The organism is Achromobacter sp. 10T422, from assembly GCF_056394065.1.
On record NZ_JBFTHD010000005.1, the window covers coordinates 261,445 to 285,566 of the forward strand.

Sequence of the window (24,122 nt, forward strand, 5' to 3'; positions counted from 1 at the left end):
CTATATGCAGGAAGAAAAATCGAATGAGGAGTCGAGCATGGAAAACACTCAGTCACGCAAACTGATGTCGCAATTGGATGCGCGGGGTTATTTCGTTGGGCCGGTTTGGGCTGACGCCTCGCCTCTGGATGAACCCGGCTACTTTTTGATTCCCGGCGGTGCCATTGATCGTGAGCCGCCGAACCCCGTTGAGCCAGAACGCCTTTATCGACCTGCGGGTGACGCGGGTTGGATGAGCGTCGAAGACTTTCGCCAGCGCACGTTTTACTTGACTCGTGACGGAGAGGCCTATGGGCTGGGCGAAGAGTCAAAAGGCCAGCGGTATGACGGCATAGGCCCGCTCCCAAATTGGTTGACGTTTGAGTCCCGTCCCAATGCCTGGAGCGTGTGGAACGGTTTGGCTTGGACCCTCGATGACGCGCTATTTTCCCTCGAAATCACCCGGCGCCGTTCGGAGGAAAAGCGAGAAAAACTGCTGTCAGCCGGACTGATGATTGCTCCGTTGCTGGACGCTTTCAGCTTGGGAATAGCCACGCAGGAAGAGTTGATTCTGCTAGACGTGTGGAAGCAATATCGCGTCGAACTGTCGCGCGTCGATCCGGCAGATCATGAGGCCGGCTGGCCTGTTACCCCTGGCTGAAGGCGTTGTCGCAGGCATTGTTCCGTGTCTTATCAAGCCCGCCCCCCGCGGGCATTTTTTTTCACCCCCACAGGAGGCCATCCTGCACACCCTACTCAGGAGCACCCCTTCTATGGAACCCGGCTCTACCAGCCTAGGCGGTCTTGCCGCCTTAAAGGTCGCGATGGCGTATGGCGTTCCCGCCGCCATCGCGGCCATGCTTGGCTTATTGATCATGCCGCCCCGGACGATTAGAGAATTTACGGTCCGCACGGTGTCCACCGTAACCTGTTCCTTTCTCTTCGGTCCCGCGCTGGCCGCGTCCGTCATCGCCTGGAAGCCTGCCTTGATGGAGGCCATGACCTGGCTGGCCCATCACGGCGCGGGCACGGACGATGCGTTGCTTGCCAAGTTCTACGTGCTGGGACCCAGCATGCTGCTGGCTGGTTTGCCAGCGTGGTGGGTGTTGGGCGCGTACATGCGTTGGATGGCCAGCATGCGAAAAAAGGGTGTGTTGGAGTGGCTGGCGGAGGCGCGCGCCAAGGTGTTGGGCGTGCCTCGCAATCGAAAAAACAACCATGAACCTTGACACCCTAATCCGCACCGCCATCTCCCCGGCGCTCGCTTTGCTGCCGCCCGCCATGACCTCCCCCGCGGCCCGTATCCTCTTGCTTGCCATCGGCCTTCAAGAAAGCCGTTTCCTGCACCGCCGCCAAATCAACGGCCCCGCACGCGGGTTCTGGCAGTTCGAAAAAAACGGTGGGGTACTTGGCGTGCTGACGCACCCGTCCAGCCGCGACGCCGCGCACAACCTGTGCGCCGCCCGCAACGTGCCTCCGCTATCCGCAGCCGTCTACTCCGCGCTGGAAACGGACGATGTGCTGGCCGCAGGTTTCGCGCGTCTGTTGCTATGGACGGACCCTTGGCGCTTGCCGGCGCCCGGTGATGCCGACGGCGCGTGGGCGCTGTACTTGCGTACCTGGCGCCCGGGCAAGCCGCATCCGCACACGTGGGCGGCGCTGTATGCCCAAGCCCGCCTGGCAGAGGAAAGCCTTCATGCGCACATGGCTTGAGCGATTCAACAAGATGGCGTTGGCCGCATTCGGGGCCATCGCGCTCTTGATACTGGCTTACTTGCGCGGACGTGGCGCTGGCCGCAAGGACGAACGTGATCAGCACGCGGCGCGCATCAACCAGCAGGCGGATCACGCCCGGCAGGAGGCACGAGATGTGCAAGATCAAACGGCTCGCATGGATGACGCTGCCATTGCTGCTGAGCTTAAGCGCGACTGGGTGCGTGGCGCCGGCCCGGGTGGGCGTTGAATACTGCGAGCATGCGCGCCCGATTTATTTCGATGATGCACGTCAGGTTGACGATACGCCGGCCCCGGTGCGCCGGCAGATTCGTGAAGGCAACGCCGTCTGGCGCAGGCTGTGTGGCGCGTCGTCATGACCTAGTCGATATGGTGGTTTATGGCTCTATCGCGCTAGGCCAAGAAGGCGCACGATAGCGGTTCTGATCTTCTCTATCCAGGACCCATCATGAGCGCTCCCCGCCTCGATTACGCCCACGCTTCGCCCGACGGTTACAAGGCCTTTGGCGGGGTATACGTTTACCTTCAGCGCTGCGGCTTGCCCAAGACGCTGATTGATCTTGTCTTTCTTCGGGTGTCGCAGATCAACGGCTGCGCCTATTGCATCGACATGCACTCGCGCGACCTGGTCAAGCAGGGCGTCGCCATCGACAAGCTGGTGCTGGTGCCCGTATGGCATGAGGCCGGCGCCGTGTTCAGCCGCCGCGAACGCACGGCGCTGGCCTGGGCTGAAAGCGTGACCCGCGTGTCCGAGACCGGCGTGCCGGACGAGGACTACGCGGCCGCCGCCGCCGAGTTCACCGACAAGGAGCTGGCGGATCTGACGTATGCGATTGGGCTGATGAACGCGTTCAACCGGCTGGGCGTGTCGTTCAGGGCAACGCCGGCGGCGGCCACGGCGGCGGAACTGGCGGCGGATAGTGCCGAGCCGCAGGAATAGTTCGGCGGCAGACCCCGCCGCGGAAGGCGCCATCCCGCAAGAATTGCGGGGTCCATTTCCCCGGCTTAGCTGTTGTTTTTTTGATTCTTGATGCGCGCAACAATGGTTCATCCGACGAGCAGATGCTAGAACGTATCTGACAAAAAAATCGGAGGCCGCTTGCGTAAACCCAGGATCACATTGCTGTATCTCGTTGTCGGCTTGTCCGTGTTCAGCGCGGCCGTGGCGTTTGCCAATGCGCTGTTCGCGGCGTACACGGTGCAGAAAGAACAACTTGTCGCCACGACGCTCGAGGGCAACCGCGCCTATGCGGTGAAGCTGGCTGAAGTGGTGGATATCTACGTCGGCGCCATTCAGCAGCAGTTGAAGTCCAGCGCGCGCCGTGTGGCGAAGATGATGGATGTGCCGGCAGAGATGGACGAAGAGGTGTTACGCGTGGCCGAGCAATCGGACGGTGTGATTGCTGCGGCGGTGGTGGATGCCAAGGGGGCGATGGTGGCCTTTGCGTCGTTGCTGCCCGGTGCGGAAACGCAGGGTAGAACGACCTCGGGTGTCGATCTGCGCGGCGCGGCGCAATCAGGCAATGTGACGCCGCCGTATCTGTCGTCGCAAGGGTTATGGACGGTGGCCCTGACCGAACCCGTGCGGGATGCGCAGGGCAAGTACCTGGGCTTTGTGGGGGCGGCGCTTTACCTTCAGCACAACACCGAACTGGACCGCCTGCTGCAAGAGCATTTCTACCGTGATGGTTCCTACGTTTATGTGGTCGGGGCCGACGGCAATATCCTGTACCACCGCGACCATCGCCGGATTGGAACGGGGGGCGACTCCAATCGCGTCATCCAGGCCCTGTTGCGCCGGGAGTCCGGCTCCATGGCGGTCACCAATAGCCAGGGCGTTCCCATGCTGGCCGGCTATGCGCATATGAGCCTGGGCGGCTGGGGCGTGGTGGTGCAACGGCCGGTGGCCGAGACGCTTGCGCCTTTGCATGGGCTGATGTGGCGGATCTTTGAATACTCCATTCCCGCCGCGCTCGTCATGCTGTTGATGGTGTCGGCGATGGGCTTCTGGATCGCCAGGCCGCTGGCAACGCTGGCGCGCGCAATGAAGTCGGGTGATGCCAAACAGGCCGCGCCGTTGATTCAATCGGTGCAGGCCAATTACTTCGAAGCCGAACAACTGCGCGACGCCGTCGGCTTCACCATGGCGCAGCACGAAAGCCAGATTGGCAAGTTGAACGCCGAGACGATGACGGACCCGATGACCGGCCTGTTGAATCGCCGGGGCATGGCCAACGAGTTATCAAGGCTGACCTCCGCACGGTTGCCGTTTGCGGTGCTGGCGTTGGATCTGGATCACTTCAAACGCGTCAACGACACCTTTGGGCATGCGGCCGGCGACGTCGTGCTGACGGCGCTGGCGGACATCATGCGCTCTTGCGTGCGCGCCGACGACGCGTGCTGCCGGGTGGGCGGCGAAGAGTTTCTGGTGCTGATGCCGGGGGCGTCCCCGGACGCGGCCCGCGCCATCGCCGAGCGCATTCGTCACGCCACCGAAGGTCACCTGATGCCGGCCGGCGTCGGCCATGTCACCGTCTCGATTGGCGCGGCCCGCTGGCCCGACGATGACGCGGATGCCGGCGCCGTGCTGAAGTGCGCGGATCAGGCGCTGTATCAGGCCAAGACAACGGGCCGCAATCAAGTGGTGACGTGGGTGGCTAACGCGTAGCGTTGCTGGTGACACGCGCAGCGGTGTGTGCCGTTGCAGCGCGTTCAATCCCCGGCACGCCTTCCCGGATGGCTTGCGAGAAGGTTGTGGTCGATTCAGTGGTCGATTCAGTGGGCGATTCGGTGGACGATAAAGCGGCCGGCTGGGCGGGCACTTCCGTCTGCGTTTGCGTGGCGCGAGCTCGGTCCGTGTATCGGCCCAGCCGCCGGTACTGCGCGGCGTTGTCCGCGCCTTGCAGCACCTGTAATTCATAAAGATATTCAGGCAGATAGCCAGAGACCAGCTGCCGGTAATCCAGCGGCAGGCCTGGCACGATACGGCGCGCCATCTGGAACACGATGGTGGTGCAATTGGCGGTCAGCGTGTGATAGAAGCGCGGCGTGTCGCGCAACTGGTTGGCCGTGTTCACGTAGGCCAGAAATAGCGAGCGCGCGTTGTCTGGCGGCATGTGGATGCGGTACAGATAGCCGTCTTCACCGCGCACGTTCGTGCGCACGCGCAGGCTGTCTTCTTCGCTGGATGCGATGACGCTTAGTTCGTACTGCTTGAAGAAGCCGCCGATCTCGGAAAAGCTGTCGCCTTGCTTACGCCGGATCTCCACTGAAAACACGACATAGCGTTCGTGGCCAAAGCCAAACGAGACGAGCGCATGGGCGATGGCGGGGCGGCCCCAATACGACAGCGCCACGTCCACGGATTCGAGTTCGTGCAGCGCGTAGTGGCGTGTTTCCCAATGCGGGGTGAAGTCGGTGCGCGTGCGCCAGGTGAAGTTGCGCACGTTGTGCAGGGTGACGTGATCGCCGTCGATGTCGCCGTAGGTTTGCTGCGCCACTTCCGGAATCCAATCGCGGTGGTTTGACGGGCGAATGCAGCGCCACCAAATCAGCATCACCAGCAGCGCCACGGAAAAACCGATGCCCGCAGGCCGCCATGCGGGCCAGATCAGTGCGGCGATGGCGGCAAGCGCCAGTGCTGTCCACGCGATTGCGAGCGCGGTGCGCAGGCTTGCGGGTAAGGGGGCGCGTATCCATAGCGCCAGCGCGCCCCAACCGGCGGCGAGCACGATGGTGATGCCAAGCAGGATGGAAGCGGTCATGGTGGTGTTGATCGGTCCAGGCCGCCAGAGTATGGCCGGGCCTGATTTGAACCGTCAATCACGCCGTGGGCGTGTCAGCGCAAGTCCCGCGGGAAGGGAAAGGGGGAAAGCAGCCAGCGCTGAAAGGACGGCGCCGCCGTCATGGCGGCGCGTGTCCTGGCTGGCAAGTTCATGAGCGCACGCGGCTGGCGGCCGGAGGCTCTTTCTTGGCGCGCGGTTTGGGCGCGGCTTTTTTGACTTCGGGCGGAGCGTCAAACTCCTGTTTATTGCGCTCACCACGTGGGGTGTTTTCCGGATGAGGCTTGGGAAAGGCCCAGGGCTTCGTTTTCTGATCCATTGCATGTACTCCTTGCACAGGCGGAACAGTAGCATTAGCCGTGGCTGTGAGTAAGTGAGGGTTGACGTCAATATTCATCACATCGTGATTTTTAAGAAAAAACTTGGGCGTTTTGACCTCAGCGGTGGCGACTATGTTCCCCGCTTGTGGCACGCCGCCACTTCTTGACCGCGAAATTCGCGCTGCGCGTGACGGCAAATGTCCGCCGCGCACGCCATTGGGGCTGCGCGATTTTACGCAGATTCGGAAAGTTCGCCGGGCGCCGCCGTCAAGGTCCCGCGTTCAGCCAGATGCGGTTGAATTGCTCGGTGACCTGATGCGCCCAATCGTCAAGGGCGGCGCGCACGTCGTCCGGCGTGGGTGTTTTGTCCGGGGGCAGATTGCCGCCGGTGACGGCGCCTAGCGAAGCGACCAGCAGTTCGTTGGTGTTGGCGTCGCGTACGGACGCCTCAATCAGCAGCCGCGCGGAGTCGTCGCGCATGCCGGCAGCCTTGGCGCCCTGGCCGAGCACAAAGCCAATCGGGATGTACTCCATCGCCCGCGGATCGCGGTCGTTCTTGAAGGTGGCGGTGATGGCGGCCCGCACGCGCATTGTGCGTGGCGCGGGCGCCGCCACCAATTGATAGCCTGCTTTCGAAAGTTCGCGCCGCACCGCTTCATTCATGTACGCCAGGACGCGCTCGCGCAGGACGGAGTTGTTCTTCATGTCCAACTGGTCGGGCCGGTCGCCGGGAATGTACGTGATCGGTTCCAGCAAGATCTTCTTGTCGTACTGGCTGCTGATCGGCGGGGTGGGGCGCACCCAGATGCGGCCGCCGCTCCAGACGGGGTCCGGTTGCAGCTGCGCCTGTGATTCTCCGAGTTCCGTGGAATAGTTTTCTGCGCGGGGCAGGTTGGTGCAGCCGGCCAGCGCGGCGGCGGCAATGCAACAGGCGGCCAGGGTCAATCGAAAGTTCATGATTTTTCCTTTCCAGACAGGGGCGGCGTCCGCGCCAGCGCAGTGCTAATTATGTGCCGCGCAATGCGTGTCGGCGCAGACATTTCCGCGGCCACACGGGCGGGGTAAACCCTGTCAGGAAATGGAGATCATCCTTTATTACTGCGGCGCCGCGCGGTTGCGGCATGCATGCCGGCGCTACGATGGACGGGTGCACATAGGGAGGAAACTATGGACACCGCCAAGGAATGGTATGCCGCTGTGAAGGAATGGCAGCGCGCCCGCGACGAGCTCACTGCAGCCATCGCCGCAATCAAGTGGCCCAGCCCCACGCCGGGGTGCCTGGAAAGCTACGACCGCGCGTATGCGCTGGAAACCGAGGCGAGAGATCGCATGAACCAGGCGTACGAGCGCGTCCGACGATAGCCGCCTTGGCAGCTTGACTGGCTGGCTCCATGAAACAGCAGTTCGATGGCCCTGTGCATGGGGCCACGAAGGCGTTATGTTGGGATTTTTCCAGACCACTTCAGCCCCGCCATGTATCTGCCGTCCGCTTTCCGTGAAGACGACCTTGCCGTCCAGCATGACTTCATCCGCGCCCATCCGCTGGGCGTCATCATGACCAGCGGGGACGCCGGGCTGATGGCCAACCATATTCCCTGTCTGCTCTATCCCGAAGGCCCGCACGGCGTGCTGCGGCTGCATGTGGCGCGCGCGAATCCGCAGCTGGCGCATCTGGCGGCGGGGCAGGAATGCCTGATCGTTTTTCATGGCGCGCAGGCCTACATTACGCCGTCGTGGTATGCCACCAAGGCCGAGACGCACAAGGTCGTGCCTACGTGGAATTTTGTGGCCGTGCATGTGTGGGGCACGCCTGTCATTCAGGATGATCCCGCCTGGCTGCGCGCGCAGTTGGAGGCGCTGACCAACAGCCAGGAAAAGGCGCGCACGCAACCGTGGAGCGTGGATCAGGCGCCGGCGGATTTCATTGCGGCGCAGATGCGGGCGATTGTGGGCGTCGAGATTCCGATTTCGCGTATCGAAGGCAAGTGGAAAGTCAGCCAGAACCGCACGCTGGCCGACCGCCAGGGCGTGGCGCAAGGGCTGGCCAGCGAAGGGGGCAACGCGGTCATGGCCGGTCTTGTTGCGCGCCGGGGCGGGCTGGACTGAGGGCGTGCGCGGCGTCATCAGGCACGTTGCCGCGTGCTGCCGCCGCACCGCGCCCGGCCATGAAGCAGACAATGGCCGCGGCCTGCACCAGCGCCGCTACCGCCAGGAAGCCGATCATCGATTGCCCCGTCGTGTCGAGCACGGCGCGCAGCAGGCCGAACAGGGCGGGTGCGAAGGCGTAGGCGCCTTGCGATAGCGCCACAATCAGCGGCACCACGCGCCCGGTGTCTTCGCGGGCGAATTCGGTTTGCGCGATCAGCGGCGGCAACGAGGTGGCATTGCCGATGCCCGAGCCAAACAGCACGACGCCCACCCACACCGCCCAGGCATGGTCGGCGGCCAGCATCAACGTGAGCGATCCGCAGATCTGGATGGCATAGGCCACGCAGGCCACCTTGCGCCGATCCGCGCCCGCAGGCATCAACGCGCCGACTAGCGTGCGGCCCGCAATGGCGGCCGCCGTCGCCAGCCCCATCGCCACGCCCGCCGTCTGCGCACCCAGCAAGGGCGCAAGCAGCGACAGCAAATGCGCGATCAGCCCGATCTGGGCGAACAACCCCAGCGCCATGCCGCCCGCCAACGTCAGGAAAGCGCGGTCGCGCCACAGGTTGCTGACGCGGGGAAGGGGGGAGGCGGATGACGCGGCGGGCGTGGCGGCGGTGTCGCCGTCGGGCAATTGGCCAAGCTGCTGCGGCGTGACGGCGAACACTTTACGCGCCAGCAACGCAATCACGAGCACCATCGCAACGCCTACCCACAAGGCGGCCTGCGCAAAGCCGGCTTGGGCAATCAGGAACACCCACAACGGTGAAAACACGATGCCGCCGACGCTGGCGCCGTTATAGGCCATGCCCAGCGCGGCAGGCCGGCGACGCACGAACCACGGCGCAATCAGCGCGTTCACGGCGGCGGCGCCCAGCGCCACCCACCCCATGCCGCTGAGCACCGACGCCGCATACAGTTGCCACGGGGCCTGGGCTTGCGACCAGCCGGCCACACCCAGCGCCAGCAGTACCGCGCCGCCCAACGTGGCTTGCGGCACGCCCACGCGGCGATACAGGCGCGGCAGGTTGGCGACGACGATTGTGCCGCTTAGAAAATGCAGGGTGACGGCGCCGGACACCAGCGCCACGCTCCAGCCGGTGCGCTGCACCACCGCGTGCAGGAAGACCGGCGGGCCGTAGAAGCCGACTCCCCAACCGAAGATGGCCAGGACGAATGTGGCGGCCAGGACTTTCCAGCCGAAGAAGGGTTGAGCAGTAGGCATGAGTTTTCAGACGCGTCGGATGTTTTCTTGAGATGAGTCGCAGTATGCTTATGCCTTGCACACAACACTTTGGTCTGTAGCGAATCATGGAATCCGAGTTCGCTGACGTCAATCTCTCGGCCGTGGCAGGCGCCATTGCTGACCCGGCCCGCGCGCGCATGCTATGCCTGCTGCTGGACGGCCGCGCGCGCACCGCGACGGAATTGGCGTCGGCGGCGGACATTGGCGCATCCACAGCCAGCAGCCATTTCCAGCGCTTGCGCGAGCAAGGCTTGGTCGATATGGCGGTGCAAGGCAAGCATCGCTACTTCCGCCTGGCCAATGGTGAAGTGGCGCACGCGCTGGAAGCGTTGCTTGTCGTGGCCGGCGCCGAGCGCGTGCCGTTCAAACCCAATACGCCCTCTGCATTGCGCGAAGCCCGCACCTGCTACGACCACATGGCCGGCACGTTGGCCGTGCGCATCCACGACGCCATGATCGCGCGTCAATGGCTCACGCCTGATGGCCGCGATTACGTGCTGACGCCGTTGGGCGAAGCGTCGCTTGCGCAGGTAGGCGTGGACGTGGCGCAGGCCCGGCAACGCCGCCGGCGCTTTGCTTGCGCGTGCCTGGACTGGAGCGAGCGCCGTTCGCACCTGGGCGGCGCGCTGGGCGCGGCCTTGCTTGACGCGGTGGTGCAGCGCGGCTGGATCACCAAGGATCTGGATTCGCGCGCGCTGTCGGTCACCCGCAAGGGGGCGCGGCAGTTTCCGGCGTTCTTCGGCCAACCCGATGGGCAATCCCTGGCCCAACATGCCAACGGCTGGACGCCGGCAGACACGCATGCCGCGGCCTAGCCCACACCCATAACCCATCCATTCCCAGCCGCGAATGCGGCTATTTTTTTATCAACGCTGTACAGGAGGTGGCCTTGCCTACGTTGGCACTGCACGCATTGCATTCGCTCTCGCGTTTCATGAGCGGAGTGATGGAACTACGCATCGACGTCAATCATGCTCCCCAAGAAGTGGAGAACGAACTCGATGCCATACACGCGCGGATGAACCGCCCTTTGGATCGCTTGCACGCCCTGCCGGAGGTCAAGACCGACATCCCTGGCATCGTGCTTCGCTATCGCGAGGCGGACGGCGAGTACTACGTGTATGTGGTGGATGTGCAGCGCGACCGGGTGGCGGGCTACACCGTGTTCAACCGGCTGATCGAAGTGGGCAAGCGCGCCGACCCCTACGTGCGTGCGCCGCATTCGAAGTACGCCGCGCCGTATCAAGGCATGGGGCTGGCGACGGCGGTGTACCGGTGGGGGCTGGACGCGGGCCTGTGCATCATCAGCGGCGCGCGCCAGTCCACCGGCGCGCATCGTTTGTGGATGGGGCTGGCGCGGCATTACGAGCTGGGCTACGTGGACCTGCGCCGTAAGCAGTTGCGCTATCTGGGGCGCGAGGTGGCGCCCCGTGTTCAGGAGGATCTGCACACGCGAATGATCCTGTTGGGGCGGGGCTGGGCGCTGGATGACTACATGCGGGCGACGGCCATGCTTCCGGTGGAAGATGCGATTTCGCAACAGGACTTAGGGAAATCCCCGTAAGACCGGGCGGCGATGCGGGTGCGGCGAACCTGGCGTTGCGCCGCAGCCCGCGTCAGGCTTGCCTATCCGCCAAATACGCGTTTCAGCATCTCAGGATTTGAGAAATGGGGACGTAATTCTTGCGGTGCAACAATGTTTCTATTTTCTGCCCAGGTTACAAAACATATCTGAACTGTCATGAAAGCCCGGAGTATGCTCGACCGCAGAAAGAGGGCATTCGAAGTGCATCCAAACAACTTGATCTACAAGGGATACCGGCTGACGGCCAAGGTGTCCCGGGGCGCGGACGCAGAGGTTCAAGCGTTGCCCAGCGGCCCCGTATTCATCGCCTCGATAATGGTGGTTCAGGCAGGCGCCGTGCTGGAAGGCGGCGACGAATACCCGGTTCCCCGTTTTGCCGAAGGCGGTTTCGTCTACAGTCCGCGAGAGGCCGTGCACGCGGCCATATCGCATGGCCGCGAGATCGTCGACGGCCTGACGAACATGCCGTCTTAGCGATGTGGTCTTAGTGATCCGGTCTCAGTGATCCGGTCTCAGTGATCCCGTTCTAGTGATCCGGTCTTAGTGATCCCATCCTAGTGATCCCTTCCTGGATGTCTTCCTAGCCGGAAAACACTTCCCGCCAATCGCGCGTCTTGGCCAGCGTCTGCACCGTGGCGGACTGCTCAAGAATGGTCACGGCCTTCTTGAATTCTTCAGCCGTTGCGCCGTCTTCCAGGATGACCATGCGTGAGTGGCGCGCATTCGCCATCTTCACGTCCGACATCTTGCCGTGGGTTTGGTAGACCTGCGTCCAATCCATCTTCTTGCCGGCCTTCAGCGCAATCGGCTCAATGTAGGTCAGCGCCGTGCTGCCCGCCGCACGAACGGCGAACGCGAAGTCGGCCGTGTGGCCGCTGCTGGCCTTGGCGCGTGCGCCCTTGACCATGCGGTTCACGCCCACGCCTTCGGCAAGCGCGCGTCCCACCTGCGCGCGAAAGCGCAACTGGCTGAAGCGCGGCATCCACTTGGCGCATTGGAACGACAAGGCCATCGCCAGCTTCACGGCGTCCCACAGCGCTTCTTGCAGCTGCTCGTTGGGGCCCGAGGCAACGATGGCGCCGTCGCGGTCGAAGTGCGCCAGGCTGACGCCGGGCGTTTCGTTCAGCATGTCAATGCGCTTGGCGCCCACGTCGATGCCGTAGCTGGACGCGTGCATCGTGGTCTCACAGGCGTCGGTCAGATAGAACGTGGCGTCGTCCGGGTGCGCGATGAAGAAGGCCGCGTGCTGGCCGTCCAGCCCCAACGTCATGGGGGCGACGGCGCGAATGGCGTGTTCACCGGCCGGCAGGACAGTCCAGCCGGAGGCTTCCAGAAAAGTGCTCATAGGATCAATTCGATTTGGCGGCCTTTGAGGGGATGCGCAAATCCGCCGGCAAGCGTCAGGTTCGCTCGCGGCAGGAAGTACTGCATCAGCGCGCCGATAGTGTGCAGGGCGGGCACGATGGGCTCGGCATAGCCTTCGCCTTCGTCCACCCAGATATGTTCATGGCTGCGGTCGGCCAGCGGCTTGCGGTATTGCGGCCGTCCTTCACCCACCAGGCTGGTGTGGAAGGAGTCGTCCGTGTCCACGCCGAACACGCGGTGCGGACCGACGAAAAGGCTCACACAGAACGCTTCCGTCAGGAAGATCGTGGCCTGGCCGTGCACCACGGTGCGCGCGCCGCGGTAGGTCACGCGAAAGATCACGTCGTCGCGCACTTCACCCTTGACCTTGCAGACGCTGGCGAACTCCATCCACTGGATGTTGTTGGCGGCGGGCTTGGGCACCCAGGCGATCGGCTTTACGGTTTCCTTGGGTTCGGCAAGGATCTCTTGCACCTCATCAACGGTGATTAGCGGTTCGAACTTGTTGGCCATAAAACAGAGGTAGGGTCTTGGAATTGCGCTTCAGGTGCGCGGCGCCGCTCGCGTCGGCGCAGGGGACTCATGCGCGGAAACAGTGCGAGGGGGCGTAATCTTACAAGATGAAGACGATGTCGATCTTTTGACTGGATGGATATACAGCCCAAAGATAGCCGGACAACGCGCCTTCATCCCGCGGCTACAACGTGCTGGCTGAGAACGTATCGCATTGCTTGATGTTGCCGCTGTCCAGGCCGCGCTTGAACCAGCGCACGCGCTGAGCCGACGAGCCATGGGTGAACGAGTCCGGCACGGCATAGCCTTGCGTCTGCTTTTGCAGACGGTCGTCGCCAATGGCGGTGGCTGCCGCCAACGCTTCTTCCACGTCACCGCCTTCCAGGATGTTGCGCGCCGCATTCGCGCGCTGCGCCCACAGGCCGGCAAAACAATCAGCCTGCAATTCGATCCGCACCGACAACGCGTTGGCTTGAGCCGGATTGCGGCGGCGCAATTGGTCGACCTGGTCCGAGATGCCCAGCAAGTGCTGCACGTGGTGGCCGACTTCATGCGCAATCACGTAGGCCTGAGCGAAGTCGCCCGGCGCCTTGAAGCGGTTCTGCAATTCATCAAAGAACGCCAGGTCGATATACACCTTGCTGTCGCCGGGGCAGTAGAAGGGGCCCATCGCCGTCTGGCCGGTGCCGCAGGCCGTGGGCGTCGCGCCGCGAAACAGCACGAGCTTGGGCGCGACGTATTGCCGGTTCAGATCTTTCTGAAAAATGGCGCTCCAGGTGTCTTCGGTTTCGCCCAGCACTTTGGCCACGAAGCGCGCTTGCGGATCGTTCACGGGCGGGCGCGTGGCGGGCGCTTGCTGCTGCGTTTCAGGCGGGCCTTCGGCCATCTGCAAGACCACGTTGGGGTCCACGCCAAAGTACATGGCCACCAAGGCAAGTACTATCGTACCGATGCCGATGGTTCCCCGGCCGCCGATTCGGGGACCGCTGGCACGTCGGTCTTCCACATTGTCGCTTTCGCGCGAGTCATCGAGGCGCATACTGTTTCTCCGGGCGGGTCGGCGTTCCCGCCATTTTGCATCGCCGCGCCATGCTGGGCGGCATTCAAGAGTGTTAGGATAAACCCATGGCTCTGCATTTATCTATTCATCCTGCGAATCCTCAACCTCGCCTGCTGAAGCAGGCAGCCCAATGGCTGAACGATGGGGGCCTTGTGGCCGTACCCACCGATTCCAGCTATGCCGTAGTCGCGCGGCTGGACGATAAGGACGCTGCGGACGGCTTGCGCCGGCTACGCGGCCTGGACGAAAGACATCACCTCACTTTGCTGTGCCGCGATCTGGCTGAAATTGGCCATTTCGCGCGCGTCGACAACAAGCAATACCGCTTGTTGAAAGCCGCAACGCCGGGTCCGTGGACCTTCATTCTTGAAGCCACCAAGGAAGTGCCGCGGCGTGTGTCCCACCCGTCGCGCAAGACCATCGGCATTCGCGTGCCGGACAACGTCGTCATGCTGGGATTGCTGGAACAAGTGGGGGCGCCGTTGCTGTCCACGACCCTGATTCCCAAAGACGAAACGGAAGCGTTGAACGACGCTGAAGCCATCCGCGATCGCTACGACCACGACTTGGCGGCCATCATCGACGCGGGCGCCTGCCCGCAATCGCCCACCACCGTCATCGACCTCACCAGCGATGATCCCGTCGTGGTTCGCGTAGGCCGGGGCGATCCCGCCACGCTTGGCCTTGTCTGATTTTTCCCTCTTGCGTTTTACCTTGCGTGCCGGCTCCCGCCGGCACGCGGCTCATCTACAATCCGGTTCGCCATGAATGACATCATCCAAACCATTGCGGTTTACGCGATACCGGTAATTTTCGCCATCACCCTGCACGAAGCCGCGCACGGCTACGTTGCGCGCATGTTCGGCGACCCCACCGCGTATGAGGCTGGCCGCATCAGCCTGAATCCGGCGCGCCATATCGACCCGATTGGCACGCTGCTGGTGCCAGTCGCCATCCTGCTTGCGTCCAAGCTGCTGGGCAGCCCGGGCATGCTGTTCGGCTGGGCCAAACCGGTGCCGGTGGACTTCGGCCGTCTGCGCCGCCCCAAGCGCGACATGCTCTGGGTGGCGCTGGCGGGGCCGGCGGCGAACCTGTTCATGGCAATTCTGTGGGCCTTTTCGCTGCGTCTGATGCTGGAATCCGGCATGCAGGAATCGTTCTGGTTCCAGATGGGCGTGGCGGGCGTGAATATCAATCTGGTGCTGATGGCGCTGAATCTGCTGCCGATCCTGCCGCTGGATGGGGGACGCATCCTGTTCAGCCTGCTGCCCAACCGCCTGGCCTGGCAGTACTCGAAGATTGAGCCCTACGGTCTGGTGATTGTCATCGTCCTGCTGGTTACCGATGTGCTCTGGCTTTTGATGCGCCCGGTGTACGAATTTGGAACGACTATCGTCCAGTGGTTTCTGTAGGATTTCGGCCAATATCCGTTAAACTCAGCGGTTTCATTGATTCTGGCCCTGGGGCATCCTGCCGTGGGGCGTTGGAGCCCTACATTTATGGCATCCCCTGCAACCGCCGCAGGCGTTAATTTCCAGGGCAGCTTGGTGGCCCTGGTCACCCCCATGCAGCCCGATGGCACCTTGGACTACGCTGCCTACCGGTCATTGATCGACTGGCACGTTCAGGAAGGAACCGATGCGCTGGTGGTGGTGGGCACCACTGGGGAATCTCCCACGGTCTCCATGGAAGAGCACGCGGAACTGATCCGTGTTGCGGTCGAACATGCCGCTGGCCGTATCCCGGTCATCGCTGGCGTGGGCGCCAACTCCACCGACGAAGCCATCCACCTGACGCGTCACGCCAAGGCAGTGGGCGCGCAGGCCGGCCTGTCGGTCGTTCCCTATTACAACAAGCCGTCGCAAGAAGGCTTGTACCGTCACTTCCGCACCATCGCGGAAGCCGTCGATCTGCCCACCATCCTGTACAACGTGCCGGGCCGCACCGTTGCCGATATGAGCAACGAAACGGTTCTGCGCCTGGCGCAGGTGCCGGGCATCATCGGCATCAAGGATGCCACCGGCGACATCGCCCGCGGTGGCTTGCTGCTGCGCGAAGCGCCTGCCAGCTTCCAGGTTTTCAGCGGTGATGACCCCACCGCCGCCGCCCTGATCCTGTTGGGCGCGCGTGGCAACATCTCGGTTACCGCCAACGTGGCGCCCAAGCTCATGCATGAGCTGTGCGCCGCGGCGCTGGCCGGCAATGTGCCGAAGGTGCGTGAACTTAATGCGTACCTGGCGCGTCTGAACAAGGCTTTGTTTGTTGAAGCCAATCCCATCCCCGTCAAGTGGGCGTTGGCCGAAATGGGCCGCAGCGCACTGGGCTACCGGCTCCCGCTGGTTGAACTGGGAACGCAGAACCACGAAATCGTGCGTCGTGCGCTCCAGGAAACGGGTCTGCTCTAAATATCGTGAGGATACGTATGAACAAGCGTCATGCCGGTTTGTCGGCATTGATGTCTCTGGTGTTATTGGCCGGCTGCAGCGAGGTCAATCAATTCCTGGGCAATGAAGAATCCGTCAACTACAAGAGCGCCGTCACCCAGCGTGGAGAGCCTCTGAGCATCCCGCCGGATCTGACTCAGGCAAACAGTGATCCGCGTTACCGCGCGCCGGCCTCGGGCTCGACGACGTATTCGCAGTTCCAACAGCAGGGCCAGGCGCAAGCCACCGCCCCGAAGACCAGCAATGTGCTTCCCGGCCGCCAAGACATGCGCGTCGAGCGTGATGGCGACCTGCGCTGGCTCGTCATTGATCGTGCCCCGGAAGACGTGTTCCCGCGTCTGGTCGACTTCTGGACCGAGAGCGGCTTCACGGTGGCCAGCAACAACCCCGGTGCGGGTTTGATCGAAACCGACTGGGCGGAAAACCGCGCCAAAATTCCGGAAAGCTGGTTGCGCCAGGCCTTGGGCGCCGTGCTGGAATCGGCCTGGGATAGCGGCGAGCGCGAGAAATTCCGCACCCGCGTCGAGCGCGTCAACGGTCACACCGAAGTGTTCGTCAGCCATCGCCAGATGCTTGAAAAGCGCGTCGGCAGCGACGGCGGCCAAGTGCAGTGGCAAAACGGCAAGGAAGATCCGGGCCTGAACGCCGCCATGCTCGCCCGCATGATGGTCTACCTGGGTTCCGACGTCGACAACGCCCGCAAGCTGGTGCAGCAGGCGGAAGCCGCGCCGCAGAAGCCTGCCGTGCAGGAAGATGTCCGTGCACAAGGCGCAACGCTGCTGGTGGCCGAATCGTTCGACCGCGCATGGCGCCGCGTCGGCGTGGCGCTGGACGGCGGTGGTTTCGCCGTTGAAGACCGCGACCGTTCCGCTGGCGACTACTTTGTTCGCTACGTGGATACCGACACCGGCGAAAAGAACGAGCAACCGGGCTTCTTCAGCCGCATGTTCTCGGGCGACAAGGCGGCTCAAGCGCCGCAGTACCGCATCCACCTGGCCGCCACGGGCGACCAGACCACGGTGACGGTGCTGGACGCCAACGGCGCGCGCGACAGCAGCGCTACCGCCCAGCGTCTGCTGAGCGTGCTGAAGGACAAGATGTAAAGCTGAAAACGGCCGGCATTAAAATGCCGGCCTGTCCGCTTTCAAAGGACGCAAAAAAGCCCCGGCAATTGAATTGCCGGGGCTTTTTTACGTCTTCAGAGCGGGGGTTCGTCTCTGTTTTTATTAAGACGCGGGCGTGGTCGAGCCGCCCGGCGTGGTCGAACCGCCACCCGGCGTGGTGTTAGGAGTGGGGGCCGGAGCCGGCGAGGTGGCCGGCGGCGTGGTGGTGGGTGCGGGCGTGCTTGCACCCGGAGTGGGGTTGGTCGCGGGCGCCGGGGCATCTTCCTTCTTGTTGCAAGCGCTGAGCGCGACGGCCAGCACCGAAGCAATAATCAAGGTTTTGCTCATCATTTTTGGACTCCTGTAGATGACGACTCTTGAAACCCCCTTAGGGGAAACCAGAATCCAGGCTACAGGAACCCACGGTCCGATCGCGTGTGAAAGTTAAAAAGGTGGCATCCCAACGGCAACAAACCTTTCAGCTTCGTGTTATCTCTTTCTTTATGTGTCCCTGCGATCAGACCTGATTGCGTTCTGTTCGAGACAGATACGCGCACGTGTCTGGATACTACGATGCCACGTAGTGAATCCACCCCGAATCCAGCCAATCCGCCAGGCATGAACGCGCCTCTGGCGACAGCTTCGCGCAGGCCGGGTTCGCGCAATCCAGGCTGCGAGCATCCGCAAGCTGGCGCAAGGCGGCATCCGCGGGCGTCATGGCGGTTTCGCCGTTGATGAAGAGCTGCTTGCCGCGATACAGCATGCGGCTGCGGCGATCCAGCACCAGCCGGCCGGCGGCAGGCCAGTCTTCTTCGAGATCCACGTCCATGTCTTCGGGCGCGTCGAACACGCTCTGGTTGTGCGGTTCGGTCAGCCAGCAGCCCAGGAAACGCGAGGCCAGCGCATCATCAAAGCGCATCTTTTCGACCGTTTCCAGCGTGGCGGCGACCAGCGCATCGGGCAGGGCCGCAGGCGTGTCCACCGCTGGCTGGCCGGGGTCACGGTACACCGCAGACAACTTCGGGCCGGGCAGCGCGGGTTCGCCGTAAGGGCCGCCCAGCAAACCCACGCGGGCCATCACCTGGTCAGCCGCTGCCTCAAGCAGGCCGCGCGCCAGCGTGGCTTGCGTGGGGGCGCGGAAACCTATCGAAATCGTCATGCAGCCGTCGCCGACCGCAATGCCGTCATGCGCGGCCTGCGGCGGCAGGTACAGCATGTCGCCCGGGGCCAGCACGGCTTTTTCTTCCGGCTGAAAGTTGCTGAGGATCTTCAGTGGCAGGTCGGGCGCAAGCGACAGATCTTTCTGACGGCCGTAACGCCATTCGCGTTCCCCTGCGGCTTGCAGCAAGAACACGTCATAGCTGTCGAAGTGGGGGCCCACGCCGCCGCCGTGGCTGGCGATGCTGATCATCACGTCGTCCAGGCGCGCGTCGGGAATGAATCGGAACATCCCCATGAGTTCGGACGCGGCGTCGCTGAGCAGGTCCACGCTTTGCACCAGCAGCGTCCAGTCGCCTTCGTTGTCTTTGGGCAGACGCGCGAACGGGCCGTTCTCCATTTGCCATTCGCCGTTCTCGCGCCAGATCAGGCGCGACTCCACGTCGTCGCGGCGCGCCAGCTTCTTGATGGCGGCGATGGTAAGCGGCGGCTTGAAGTCAGGGATGGCCTGGCGGATCAACAGCGGCTTGCGCTGCCAATAGCGGCGCATGAAGTCGTTGGGGCTTTGATTGCCCAAGAGCGGCAACGCGTGATCGAGGTTCATTGAACGTGTTTCTTCAAACGGTAAAGGGCATCCAGCGCTTCGCGCGGGGTGAGGCTGTCGGGGTCGATGGTGGCGAGTGCTTCGCGCAAGGCGTCCAGCGCGTCGATGGCGTCGGAACGTTCGGCCTCGGCGTAGGCTTGCGCATCGGCATCGGCCGCAGCAGAGAACAGGCCCAGCTGCGGCGTGGGCGCACCCTGCGCTTCCAGCCGTTCGAGTTCACGCGTGGCCTGGCGGATGACGGCGGCAGGCACGCCCGCGCGTTGCGCCACCTGAATCCCGTAGCTGCGGCTGGCGGGGCCTTCGCGCACTTCGTGCAGGAACACGATGCCGCTGGCGGATTCCGCCGCGGCCAGATGCACGTTGGCGGATGCCGGTTGTTCGGCCGGCAGGCGGGTCAGTTCGAAATAGTGGGTGGCGAACAGCGTCAGCGCGCGGTTGTGCGCCAGCAGGCGGCAGGCAATGGCCCAGGCCAGCGCCAGGCCGTCGTAGGTGGACGTGCCGCGGCCGATTTCGTCCATCAGCACCAGGCTGTTGGGCGTGCTGGCCGACAGGATGGCGGCGGCTTCCGTCATTTCCATCATGAAGGTCGAGCGCCCGCCGGCCAGATCGTCGGCCGCACCGATGCGGGTGAAGATGCGGTCGATCTTGCCAATGCGCGCGCGCGCCGCCGGCACAAAGCTGCCGATGCGCGCCAGCAGCACAATCAGCGCCACCTGCCGCATGTACGTCGATTTACCGCCCATGTTCGGGCCGGTGATCAGCAGCATGCGGCGCGCCGGGTCCAGCCGGCAGCCATTGGGCGTGAAGCGTTCGATGGCATGTTCCACGACGGGATGGCGGCCAGCGTCGATGTCGATGTCAGCCTGTTCCGACAAGTCAGGCGCGATCCAGTCGTGGCGGCGCGCGTGATCGGCCAGGGCGGCCAGCGTGTCCAGCTCGGCAAGGGCAGCCGCGCAATCAGACAGCGGGCGCACGTGTTCGGCCAGCACATCCAGCAGTTGTTCAAACAGCCATTTTTCGCGGGCCAGCGAACGGTCTTGCGCCGACAGCACCTTGTCTTCCCAGGTCTTGAGCTCGGGCGTGATGTAGCGTTCGGCGTTCTTCAGCGTCTGGCGGCGGCGGTAGTCTTCCGGCACCTTGGCCGTCTGGCCCTTGCTGACTTCGATATAGAACCCGTGCACGCGGTTGAATTCCACGCGCAGGTTGCTGATGCCGGTGCGTTCGCGTTCGCGGGCTTCCAGTTGCAGCAGGAAGTCGCCACCGTCGGCGGCCAGGCCGCGCAGCTCGTCCAGCTCGGCGTCAAACCCTGCGGCCAGCACGCCGCCGTCGCGGATGGCCACGGCGGGTTCCGGCGCAATCGCGCGCATCAGCAGCGCGGCCAGCGCCGGGTCTACCGACAGATGCGAGATCAGCTCGCCCAGACGCGGCGATGCGGCCATGGGTTCGAGCAGATCGCGCAAGGCCGGCAGAGATTCCAGCGCATCGCGCAGGCTGGCCAGTTCACGCGGGCGCACTGAGCGCAACGCCAGGCGGGCGGCGATGCGTTCGATGTCGGGGAACGCGTTCAGGGCGCTGCGCAGCGCTTCCAGCAGACCGGCAGAGCCGAACGTCTGCTCGACATCCATGCGGCCAGCCAGCAGGGCCGAAATGGCTTGCTGGCGCGCCAGCGCTTGATCGTTTTCACGCAAGGGGTGATGCAGCCAGCGGCGCAACAGGCGGCTGCCCATCGGCGTGCGGCAACCGTCCAGCAACGAAAACAGCGTGGGCGAATCTTCGCCGGCCAGCGTTTGCGTCAGTTCAAGGTTGCGGCGGGTGACCGGGTCCAGCAGCACGTACTGCCCCGGGCGCTCGGCCGACAGGCTTTGCACGTGGGCCAAGGCCTGCGACTGGGTGCGCGCTGCGTAGCGCAGCAGCGCGCCCGCCGCGCAAATGCCCGCTGGCATGTCTTCGATGTCAAAGCCGGCCAGCGTGTCGGTCTTGAAGTGGGCCAGCAGGTGCGCACGTGCGCCATCGCTTTCGAAGTGCCAATCAGGCACCCGGGCGCGGGCGCCATCGAACGGGAAATCAAATTCGGCGCTGTCGGCGCAGATGATCTCGGCCGGCGCGACGCGATGCAGTTCTGATTCCAATTGAGCCGGCGCGCATTCGGTGACTCGGAACTCGCCGCTGGCCAAGTTCAGCCAGGCCAGCCCGGCGCGTGGCGCGCGGGCGTTGCCGCTGACGAACACGGCGGCAAGTGCGCGGTCGGCCTTGGCGGGCAGCAGGGCGTCGTCGGTCAGCGTGCCCGGTGTGACGATACGCACGATACGGCGTTCGACCGGGCCCTTGGACGTGGCCGGGTCGCCAATCTGCTCGCAGATGGCAATGGATTCGCCCAGCGCGACCAGCCGGGCCAGGTACTGCTCCATGGCGTGCACGGGCAGGCCGGCCATCGGAATCGGGATGCCGTTGGACGAACCGCGCTTGGTCAGCGTCAGGTTGAGCAGACGCGCGCCGCGTTCCGCGTCTTCATAGAACATTTCATAGAAGTCACCCATGCGGTAGAAGAGCAGCAAGGGGCCAGCCTCCGCTTTTAAGCGGAGGTATTGTTGCATCATCGGGGTATGGCCCGCGTGGGCGTCGGCGGCGGTGGGTTGTGTTGCTGAATTCATGCCCGTGATTGTATCGGGGCGGGCGAGGGCGTGCGGGGCAGGGCGGGATGGTTTTGGCGCTTGTTGATCATTTCACTGAGCGCGGCCGCTATCAGTGAGCCCGGTCCCCCTTTCTTCGCCTAATCGTGACCCTTAAGCGACGGGAAGCGCCAGGTCTCCCGGAAACCCAGGTTCGCCAGTTCGCCCAACAAGGGTTGCAACTGGGCCGCCGCTGCGAGGTCAAACTCCAGCCGCACGCCAACGCGCTTGTCGCCGGGGGCTTGTGTCAGTTGGGCCATGCCATGGATGCCGGGCAGGAATAGACGGGCGCCCCACGGGGCATCGATCTGGTGCGCGGGGGGAAAACGCGCGGCGATCCGTTCCGCCATATCGTGGATAGCGAAGCTGCCGGACGAGAAAAGCTCGATGATGCCGCGATCCACGTGCGAATCGAAGTATCGCCATTCGCTTTCGGCGTGTTTATCTTCGCGGTTGCGCAACCCCCAATCCCGCGGATCGTCCGCGCCCTGCGGCATCCAGATCACCTCCTGGCCGTGCCGGGGAAGCACGAAGATCTGCCGGCGATCGACGCTGTACAAGACCTTGTCGCCATCGACCGTGCTGGCAAACGGCACGCCCCGCGCCGCTTCTTCCATAGTGATCGTGCCGTCATCCCCCCAGAAATCGTCGAAGTACTCACGGATGAACTCGCGTTCAGATTCGCAATCGGCAAGGATCTGCGCCGGCATCCACACCATCAGCCGTCCGCAGTACGTGCCCTGCCCGAGCAAGGTGACGAAGCGGGCGTAGCCGCCGGGCAGGTCGGCGCCCAGCCAGGGTTTCAAGGCGTCGACGTCGCCGGGGCGAGCGAGCGACAACTTAGGGGTGATCAGGTAAATGTCGTCAACGGTCATTGGCATGCGCGGGCGGGTATAGGGGGCAACGGACGGGGGGCAACGGACGGGGGAAAGCGTGGGTCAAATTATGCAAGGGCTTTACTTTACCGGCACAATCGCACGACGCGGCCCCGTGTTGGCCGCGGGAGCAGCAGATGCCGGAATTTCCTTTCGCCGACCCCGTGAATGCGGTCGAGCGCTTAACCATTGCCAGCGGGGCGCACCAGGCGGAATTTGCGCCGGGGGGCGGGGGGCGGCTGACCCGATTGTCGACGGGGTCGCATGATTGGATTGTGCCGCTGACCGCCACCGAGTGGCCGGCCGGCAAGTGGCCGCGCGCGGGGTCTTACCCGTTGGCGCCGTATTCCAACCGGATTCGCGACGGCGTGTTCACGTTCAATGGCGCGCGCCATGAGCTTCAGTCCGTGCCGGGCCGGCCGCAGGCCATTCATGGCTCGGGGCTGTTTCAGCCCTGGCAGGTGCGCAATCACACGGCGGACAGTGTCGACCTGGTGCTGAGCCAGCCGGCGGGCGTGTTGGGCTGGCCCTGGCCGTTTGAGTGCGTGCAGCGCTATCGGCTGGATGCGCGCGGTTTGAGCCTGTCGCTCAGCCTGATCAACCAGGGCGATTCACCCATGCCTTGCGGGCTGGGCATTCATCCGTACTTCACCGCCGAGCGCGTGGCGCTGAATGCGCGCCGTCTGTGGCCGGCGGACGCGAACGGGTTGCCCACGGGCAGCAAGGTCAAGCATGTGCGTGAAGTGCGCCGGTCGGCCGAAGGCTGCGATACCTATCTGTCGCAATGGGAAGGGCGCGCCACGCTCTCTTGGGCCGACGGCCACGAGCTGGCGCTGCACGCGGACCCGGCGTTTGCGCACGTCGTCATTTATACGGCGCCGGGGTCGGATTTTCTGTGCGTGGAGCCGGTCACCAACGTGGCGGACGCGTTCAATCTGGCGGCGGCGGGTGAGACTCGCACGGGGATGCAGGTGCTGGAACCGGGGGCGCGCTTTGCGGCAACGGCCTTGATGGCGCTGACGCCGCCTCGGGCCAAACGCTGAAGCGACTGAAAGGCCGAAGCCGCTGCATGGCGGAATGGCTGAACGGCCGAAGCGGCTGACATGGCTGAACGCGGCGCTTTGAAAGGCCGGCTTCCTCCGGCGATAATCCGGCAACCCCAATCCAGGAGTCCTCACGTGAAAAAGCTCAGCACCGAACAATTGCAGGCCGCGGCTGAAACGCTGCGCCGGGTGCAGACGAAGCTGGCCCGCTCGGGCAGCCTGCCGCTGGAGCCCACGCTCTACGCCAGCGCAAAGGGTTTTCGGCGCAATGTGCCGGAGTATCTGTGGACGTGGTTGTCGGGCCTGCTGGCGCCGCACAAGAGCCTGGCGTCGTGGATGGATACGCATCAGGCCGGCTGGCGCGATGGCAAGACGCCCGCCGCCGTGGTGTACGCCCGTACCGAAAAGGGGTGGTTCGATTGGCTCATCGCCGAACTGGAATCCGAAATCAACGACCCGCACGCTCGCGCCAAGCGCGAAGGGCAGGCCTGACG

General features: G+C 63.9%; 27 protein-coding genes. 17 read left to right on the forward strand and 10 right to left on the reverse strand.

Translation table 11 applies throughout. The annotated features are described in order from the left end of the window. Positions 1-4: 4 nt before the first annotated feature. The 6 genes from AC1DB0_RS14780 (at position 5) to AC1DB0_RS14805 (ending at position 4,381) form a co-directional block, all read left to right on the forward strand. Positions 5-640, forward strand: coding sequence for a tail fiber assembly protein (locus tag AC1DB0_RS14780; protein WP_476757210.1), 636 nt, complete (start codon positions 5-7; stop codon positions 638-640). A gap of 112 nt (positions 641-752) precedes the next feature. After that, entirely contained in the window at positions 753-1,208 is a 456-nt protein-coding gene (locus AC1DB0_RS14785; RefSeq protein WP_447982197.1) for a hypothetical protein, read from the forward strand. Further along, a complete protein-coding gene (locus AC1DB0_RS14790) occupies positions 1,198-1,692 on the forward strand; it encodes a hypothetical protein (RefSeq protein WP_476757211.1) in 495 nt (164 codons plus the stop codon). The genes AC1DB0_RS14785 and AC1DB0_RS14790 overlap by 11 nt, the downstream gene beginning before the upstream one ends. Next, positions 1,676-1,942, forward strand: a complete 267-nt coding sequence (locus AC1DB0_RS14795; RefSeq protein ID WP_054426640.1) for a hypothetical protein — start codon at positions 1,676-1,678, stop codon at positions 1,940-1,942. The genes AC1DB0_RS14790 and AC1DB0_RS14795 overlap by 17 nt, the downstream gene beginning before the upstream one ends. A gap of 219 nt (positions 1,943-2,161) precedes the next feature. After that, entirely contained in the window at positions 2,162-2,653 is a 492-nt protein-coding gene (locus AC1DB0_RS14800; RefSeq protein WP_054426639.1) for a carboxymuconolactone decarboxylase family protein, read from the forward strand. Positions 2,654-2,812: 159 nt separating this feature from the next. Further along, complete coding sequence (locus AC1DB0_RS14805) at positions 2,813-4,381, forward strand: sensor domain-containing diguanylate cyclase (RefSeq protein ID WP_447578343.1); 1,569 nt, start codon at positions 2,813-2,815, stop codon at positions 4,379-4,381. On the opposite strand, the gene AC1DB0_RS14810 is transcribed toward AC1DB0_RS14805, so the two are convergent. Both AC1DB0_RS14810 and AC1DB0_RS14815 read right to left on the reverse strand, forming a co-directional pair. Beyond that, positions 4,371-5,477 carry an Lnb N-terminal periplasmic domain-containing protein gene (locus AC1DB0_RS14810; protein ID WP_476757212.1) on the reverse strand — a complete coding sequence of 369 codons (1,107 nt, stop codon included), beginning with the start codon at positions 5,475-5,477 and terminating at the stop codon, positions 4,371-4,373. The two genes, AC1DB0_RS14805 and AC1DB0_RS14810, sit on opposite strands and share 11 nt — an antisense overlap. Before the next feature lie 605 nt (positions 5,478-6,082). Further along, the gene (locus AC1DB0_RS14815; protein WP_476757213.1) at positions 6,083-6,772 is read right to left on the reverse strand and encodes a DUF3313 domain-containing protein; all 690 of its coding nucleotides are present in this window, start codon (positions 6,770-6,772) and stop codon (positions 6,083-6,085) included. Positions 6,773-6,982: 210 nt separating this feature from the next. Here AC1DB0_RS14815 and AC1DB0_RS14820 point away from each other — a divergent pair, with 210 nt between their 5' ends. Together AC1DB0_RS14820 and AC1DB0_RS14825 are read left to right on the forward strand one after the other, a co-directional pair. After that, positions 6,983-7,177, forward strand: coding sequence for a hypothetical protein (locus AC1DB0_RS14820; protein ID WP_054426635.1), 195 nt, complete (start codon positions 6,983-6,985; stop codon positions 7,175-7,177). Between the two features lie 111 nt (positions 7,178-7,288). After that, positions 7,289-7,921, forward strand: coding sequence for an FMN-binding negative transcriptional regulator (locus AC1DB0_RS14825; protein WP_054426752.1), 633 nt, complete (start codon positions 7,289-7,291; stop codon positions 7,919-7,921). Here the strand turns inward: AC1DB0_RS14825 and AC1DB0_RS14830 are convergent. Further along, positions 7,881-9,188: an MFS transporter gene (locus tag AC1DB0_RS14830; protein ID WP_454669439.1), complete on the reverse strand. Its 1,308-nt coding sequence runs from the start codon at positions 9,186-9,188 to the stop codon at positions 7,881-7,883. The genes AC1DB0_RS14825 and AC1DB0_RS14830 overlap by 41 nt on opposite strands. 86 nt (positions 9,189-9,274) lie before the next feature. Here AC1DB0_RS14830 and AC1DB0_RS14835 point away from each other — a divergent pair, with 86 nt between their 5' ends. The 3 genes from AC1DB0_RS14835 to AC1DB0_RS14845 all read left to right on the forward strand — a co-directional run bounded on the left by AC1DB0_RS14835 (position 9,275) and on the right by AC1DB0_RS14845 (position 11,268). Next, a complete protein-coding gene (locus AC1DB0_RS14835; RefSeq protein ID WP_447982190.1) occupies positions 9,275-10,024 on the forward strand; it encodes an ArsR/SmtB family transcription factor in 750 nt (249 codons plus the stop codon). A gap of 131 nt (positions 10,025-10,155) precedes the next feature. Next, positions 10,156-10,773 carry an N-acetyltransferase gene (locus AC1DB0_RS14840; protein WP_427945744.1) on the forward strand — a complete coding sequence of 206 codons (618 nt, stop codon included), beginning with the start codon at positions 10,156-10,158 and terminating at the stop codon, positions 10,771-10,773. Between the two features lie 222 nt (positions 10,774-10,995). Further along, entirely contained in the window at positions 10,996-11,268 is a 273-nt protein-coding gene (locus tag AC1DB0_RS14845) for a hypothetical protein (protein ID WP_082387210.1), read from the forward strand. Positions 11,269-11,374: 106 nt separating this feature from the next. Here AC1DB0_RS14845 and AC1DB0_RS14850 read toward each other — a convergent pair whose 3' ends face one another. The 3 genes from AC1DB0_RS14850 to ypfJ form a co-directional block, all read right to left on the reverse strand. Then, on the reverse strand, positions 11,375-12,139 hold the full coding sequence (locus tag AC1DB0_RS14850) for a DUF1828 domain-containing protein (protein ID WP_054426630.1): 765 nt from the start codon (positions 12,137-12,139) through the stop codon (positions 11,375-11,377). Next, on the reverse strand, positions 12,136-12,672 hold the full coding sequence (locus AC1DB0_RS14855) for a hypothetical protein (RefSeq protein ID WP_054426629.1): 537 nt from the start codon (positions 12,670-12,672) through the stop codon (positions 12,136-12,138). Before AC1DB0_RS14855 ends, AC1DB0_RS14850 begins: the two co-directional genes overlap by 4 nt. Positions 12,673-12,856: 184 nt before the next feature. After that, entirely contained in the window at positions 12,857-13,711 is an 855-nt protein-coding gene (gene ypfJ, locus AC1DB0_RS14860) for a KPN_02809 family neutral zinc metallopeptidase (protein WP_054426628.1), read from the reverse strand. Positions 13,712-13,797: 86 nt separating this feature from the next. On the opposite strand from ypfJ, the gene AC1DB0_RS14865 reads away from it, so the two are divergent. The 4 genes from AC1DB0_RS14865 (at position 13,798) to bamC (ending at position 17,279) form a co-directional block, all read left to right on the forward strand. Then, on the forward strand, positions 13,798-14,424 hold the full coding sequence (locus tag AC1DB0_RS14865) for an L-threonylcarbamoyladenylate synthase (protein ID WP_054426627.1): 627 nt from the start codon (positions 13,798-13,800) through the stop codon (positions 14,422-14,424). Between the two features lie 72 nt (positions 14,425-14,496). Further along, positions 14,497-15,144: a site-2 protease family protein gene (locus AC1DB0_RS14870; RefSeq protein WP_054426626.1), complete on the forward strand. Its 648-nt coding sequence runs from the start codon at positions 14,497-14,499 to the stop codon at positions 15,142-15,144. Positions 15,145-15,231: 87 nt separating this feature from the next. Next, positions 15,232-16,137, forward strand: coding sequence for a 4-hydroxy-tetrahydrodipicolinate synthase (gene dapA / locus AC1DB0_RS14875; protein ID WP_175171806.1), 906 nt, complete (start codon positions 15,232-15,234; stop codon positions 16,135-16,137). Between the two features lie 17 nt (positions 16,138-16,154). Beyond that, positions 16,155-17,279, forward strand: coding sequence for an outer membrane protein assembly factor BamC (bamC, locus tag AC1DB0_RS14880; RefSeq protein ID WP_054426624.1), 1,125 nt, complete (start codon positions 16,155-16,157; stop codon positions 17,277-17,279). 123 nt (positions 17,280-17,402) lie between these two features. On the opposite strand, the gene AC1DB0_RS14885 is transcribed toward bamC, so the two are convergent. The 4 genes from AC1DB0_RS14885 to AC1DB0_RS14900 form a co-directional block, all read right to left on the reverse strand. Next, positions 17,403-17,630, reverse strand: coding sequence for an endopeptidase (locus AC1DB0_RS14885; RefSeq protein WP_082387197.1), 228 nt, complete (start codon positions 17,628-17,630; stop codon positions 17,403-17,405). 217 nt (positions 17,631-17,847) lie between these two features. Then, positions 17,848-19,041: a ribosomal protein uL16 3-hydroxylase gene (locus tag AC1DB0_RS14890; RefSeq protein ID WP_476757214.1), complete on the reverse strand. Its 1,194-nt coding sequence runs from the start codon at positions 19,039-19,041 to the stop codon at positions 17,848-17,850. Then, positions 19,038-21,692, reverse strand: a complete 2,655-nt coding sequence (gene mutS / locus AC1DB0_RS14895) for a DNA mismatch repair protein MutS (RefSeq protein WP_254600769.1) — start codon at positions 21,690-21,692, stop codon at positions 19,038-19,040. The genes AC1DB0_RS14890 and mutS overlap by 4 nt, the downstream gene beginning before the upstream one ends. A 119-nt stretch (positions 21,693-21,811) precedes the next feature. After that, complete coding sequence (locus tag AC1DB0_RS14900; RefSeq protein WP_476757215.1) at positions 21,812-22,585, reverse strand: hypothetical protein; 774 nt, start codon at positions 22,583-22,585, stop codon at positions 21,812-21,814. A 137-nt stretch (positions 22,586-22,722) separates the two neighbouring features. Here AC1DB0_RS14900 and AC1DB0_RS14905 point away from each other — a divergent pair, with 137 nt between their 5' ends. Then, positions 22,723-23,628: an aldose epimerase family protein gene (locus AC1DB0_RS14905; RefSeq protein ID WP_175171799.1), complete on the forward strand. Its 906-nt coding sequence runs from the start codon at positions 22,723-22,725 to the stop codon at positions 23,626-23,628. A gap of 135 nt (positions 23,629-23,763) precedes the next feature. After that, positions 23,764-24,120 carry a hypothetical protein gene (locus AC1DB0_RS14910; protein WP_342067819.1) on the forward strand — a complete coding sequence of 119 codons (357 nt, stop codon included), beginning with the start codon at positions 23,764-23,766 and terminating at the stop codon, positions 24,118-24,120. The last annotated feature ends 2 nt before the right edge of the window (positions 24,121-24,122 follow it).

Excerpts from the sequence above, each read along its gene's own strand:
- AC1DB0_RS14780 (WP_476757210.1), top strand. The coding sequence starts at position 5 with ATGCAGGAAGAAAAATCGAATGAGGAGTCGAGCATGGAAAACACTCAG.
- AC1DB0_RS14785 (WP_447982197.1), top strand. The coding sequence starts at position 753 with ATGGAACCCGGCTCTACCAGCCTAGGCGGTCTTGCCGCCTTAAAGGTC.
- AC1DB0_RS14790 (WP_476757211.1), top strand. The coding sequence starts at position 1,198 with ATGAACCTTGACACCCTAATCCGCACCGCCATCTCCCCGGCGCTCGCT.
- AC1DB0_RS14795 (WP_054426640.1), top strand. The coding sequence starts at position 1,676 with ATGCGCACATGGCTTGAGCGATTCAACAAGATGGCGTTGGCCGCATTC.
- AC1DB0_RS14800 (WP_054426639.1), top strand. The coding sequence starts at position 2,162 with ATGAGCGCTCCCCGCCTCGATTACGCCCACGCTTCGCCCGACGGTTAC.
- AC1DB0_RS14810 (WP_476757212.1), bottom strand. The coding sequence starts at position 5,477 with ATGACCGCTTCCATCCTGCTTGGCATCACCATCGTGCTCGCCGCCGGT.
- AC1DB0_RS14815 (WP_476757213.1), bottom strand. The coding sequence starts at position 6,772 with ATGAACTTTCGATTGACCCTGGCCGCCTGTTGCATTGCCGCCGCCGCG.
- AC1DB0_RS14820 (WP_054426635.1), top strand. The coding sequence starts at position 6,983 with ATGGACACCGCCAAGGAATGGTATGCCGCTGTGAAGGAATGGCAGCGC.
- AC1DB0_RS14825 (WP_054426752.1), top strand. The coding sequence starts at position 7,289 with ATGTATCTGCCGTCCGCTTTCCGTGAAGACGACCTTGCCGTCCAGCAT.
- AC1DB0_RS14830 (WP_454669439.1), bottom strand. The coding sequence starts at position 9,188 with ATGCCTACTGCTCAACCCTTCTTCGGCTGGAAAGTCCTGGCCGCCACA.
- AC1DB0_RS14835 (WP_447982190.1), top strand. The coding sequence starts at position 9,275 with ATGGAATCCGAGTTCGCTGACGTCAATCTCTCGGCCGTGGCAGGCGCC.
- AC1DB0_RS14840 (WP_427945744.1), top strand. The coding sequence starts at position 10,156 with ATGGAACTACGCATCGACGTCAATCATGCTCCCCAAGAAGTGGAGAAC.
- AC1DB0_RS14850 (WP_054426630.1), bottom strand. The coding sequence starts at position 12,139 with ATGAGCACTTTTCTGGAAGCCTCCGGCTGGACTGTCCTGCCGGCCGGT.
- AC1DB0_RS14855 (WP_054426629.1), bottom strand. The coding sequence starts at position 12,672 with ATGGCCAACAAGTTCGAACCGCTAATCACCGTTGATGAGGTGCAAGAG.
- ypfJ (WP_054426628.1), bottom strand. The coding sequence starts at position 13,711 with ATGCGCCTCGATGACTCGCGCGAAAGCGACAATGTGGAAGACCGACGT.
- AC1DB0_RS14865 (WP_054426627.1), top strand. The coding sequence starts at position 13,798 with ATGGCTCTGCATTTATCTATTCATCCTGCGAATCCTCAACCTCGCCTG.
- AC1DB0_RS14870 (WP_054426626.1), top strand. The coding sequence starts at position 14,497 with ATGAATGACATCATCCAAACCATTGCGGTTTACGCGATACCGGTAATT.
- dapA (WP_175171806.1), top strand. The coding sequence starts at position 15,232 with ATGGCATCCCCTGCAACCGCCGCAGGCGTTAATTTCCAGGGCAGCTTG.
- bamC (WP_054426624.1), top strand. The coding sequence starts at position 16,155 with ATGAACAAGCGTCATGCCGGTTTGTCGGCATTGATGTCTCTGGTGTTA.
- AC1DB0_RS14885 (WP_082387197.1), bottom strand. The coding sequence starts at position 17,630 with ATGATGAGCAAAACCTTGATTATTGCTTCGGTGCTGGCCGTCGCGCTC.
- AC1DB0_RS14890 (WP_476757214.1), bottom strand. The coding sequence starts at position 19,041 with ATGAACCTCGATCACGCGTTGCCGCTCTTGGGCAATCAAAGCCCCAAC.
- mutS (WP_254600769.1), bottom strand. The coding sequence starts at position 21,692 with ATGAATTCAGCAACACAACCCACCGCCGCCGACGCCCACGCGGGCCAT.
- AC1DB0_RS14900 (WP_476757215.1), bottom strand. The coding sequence starts at position 22,585 with ATGACCGTTGACGACATTTACCTGATCACCCCTAAGTTGTCGCTCGCT.
- AC1DB0_RS14905 (WP_175171799.1), top strand. The coding sequence starts at position 22,723 with ATGCCGGAATTTCCTTTCGCCGACCCCGTGAATGCGGTCGAGCGCTTA.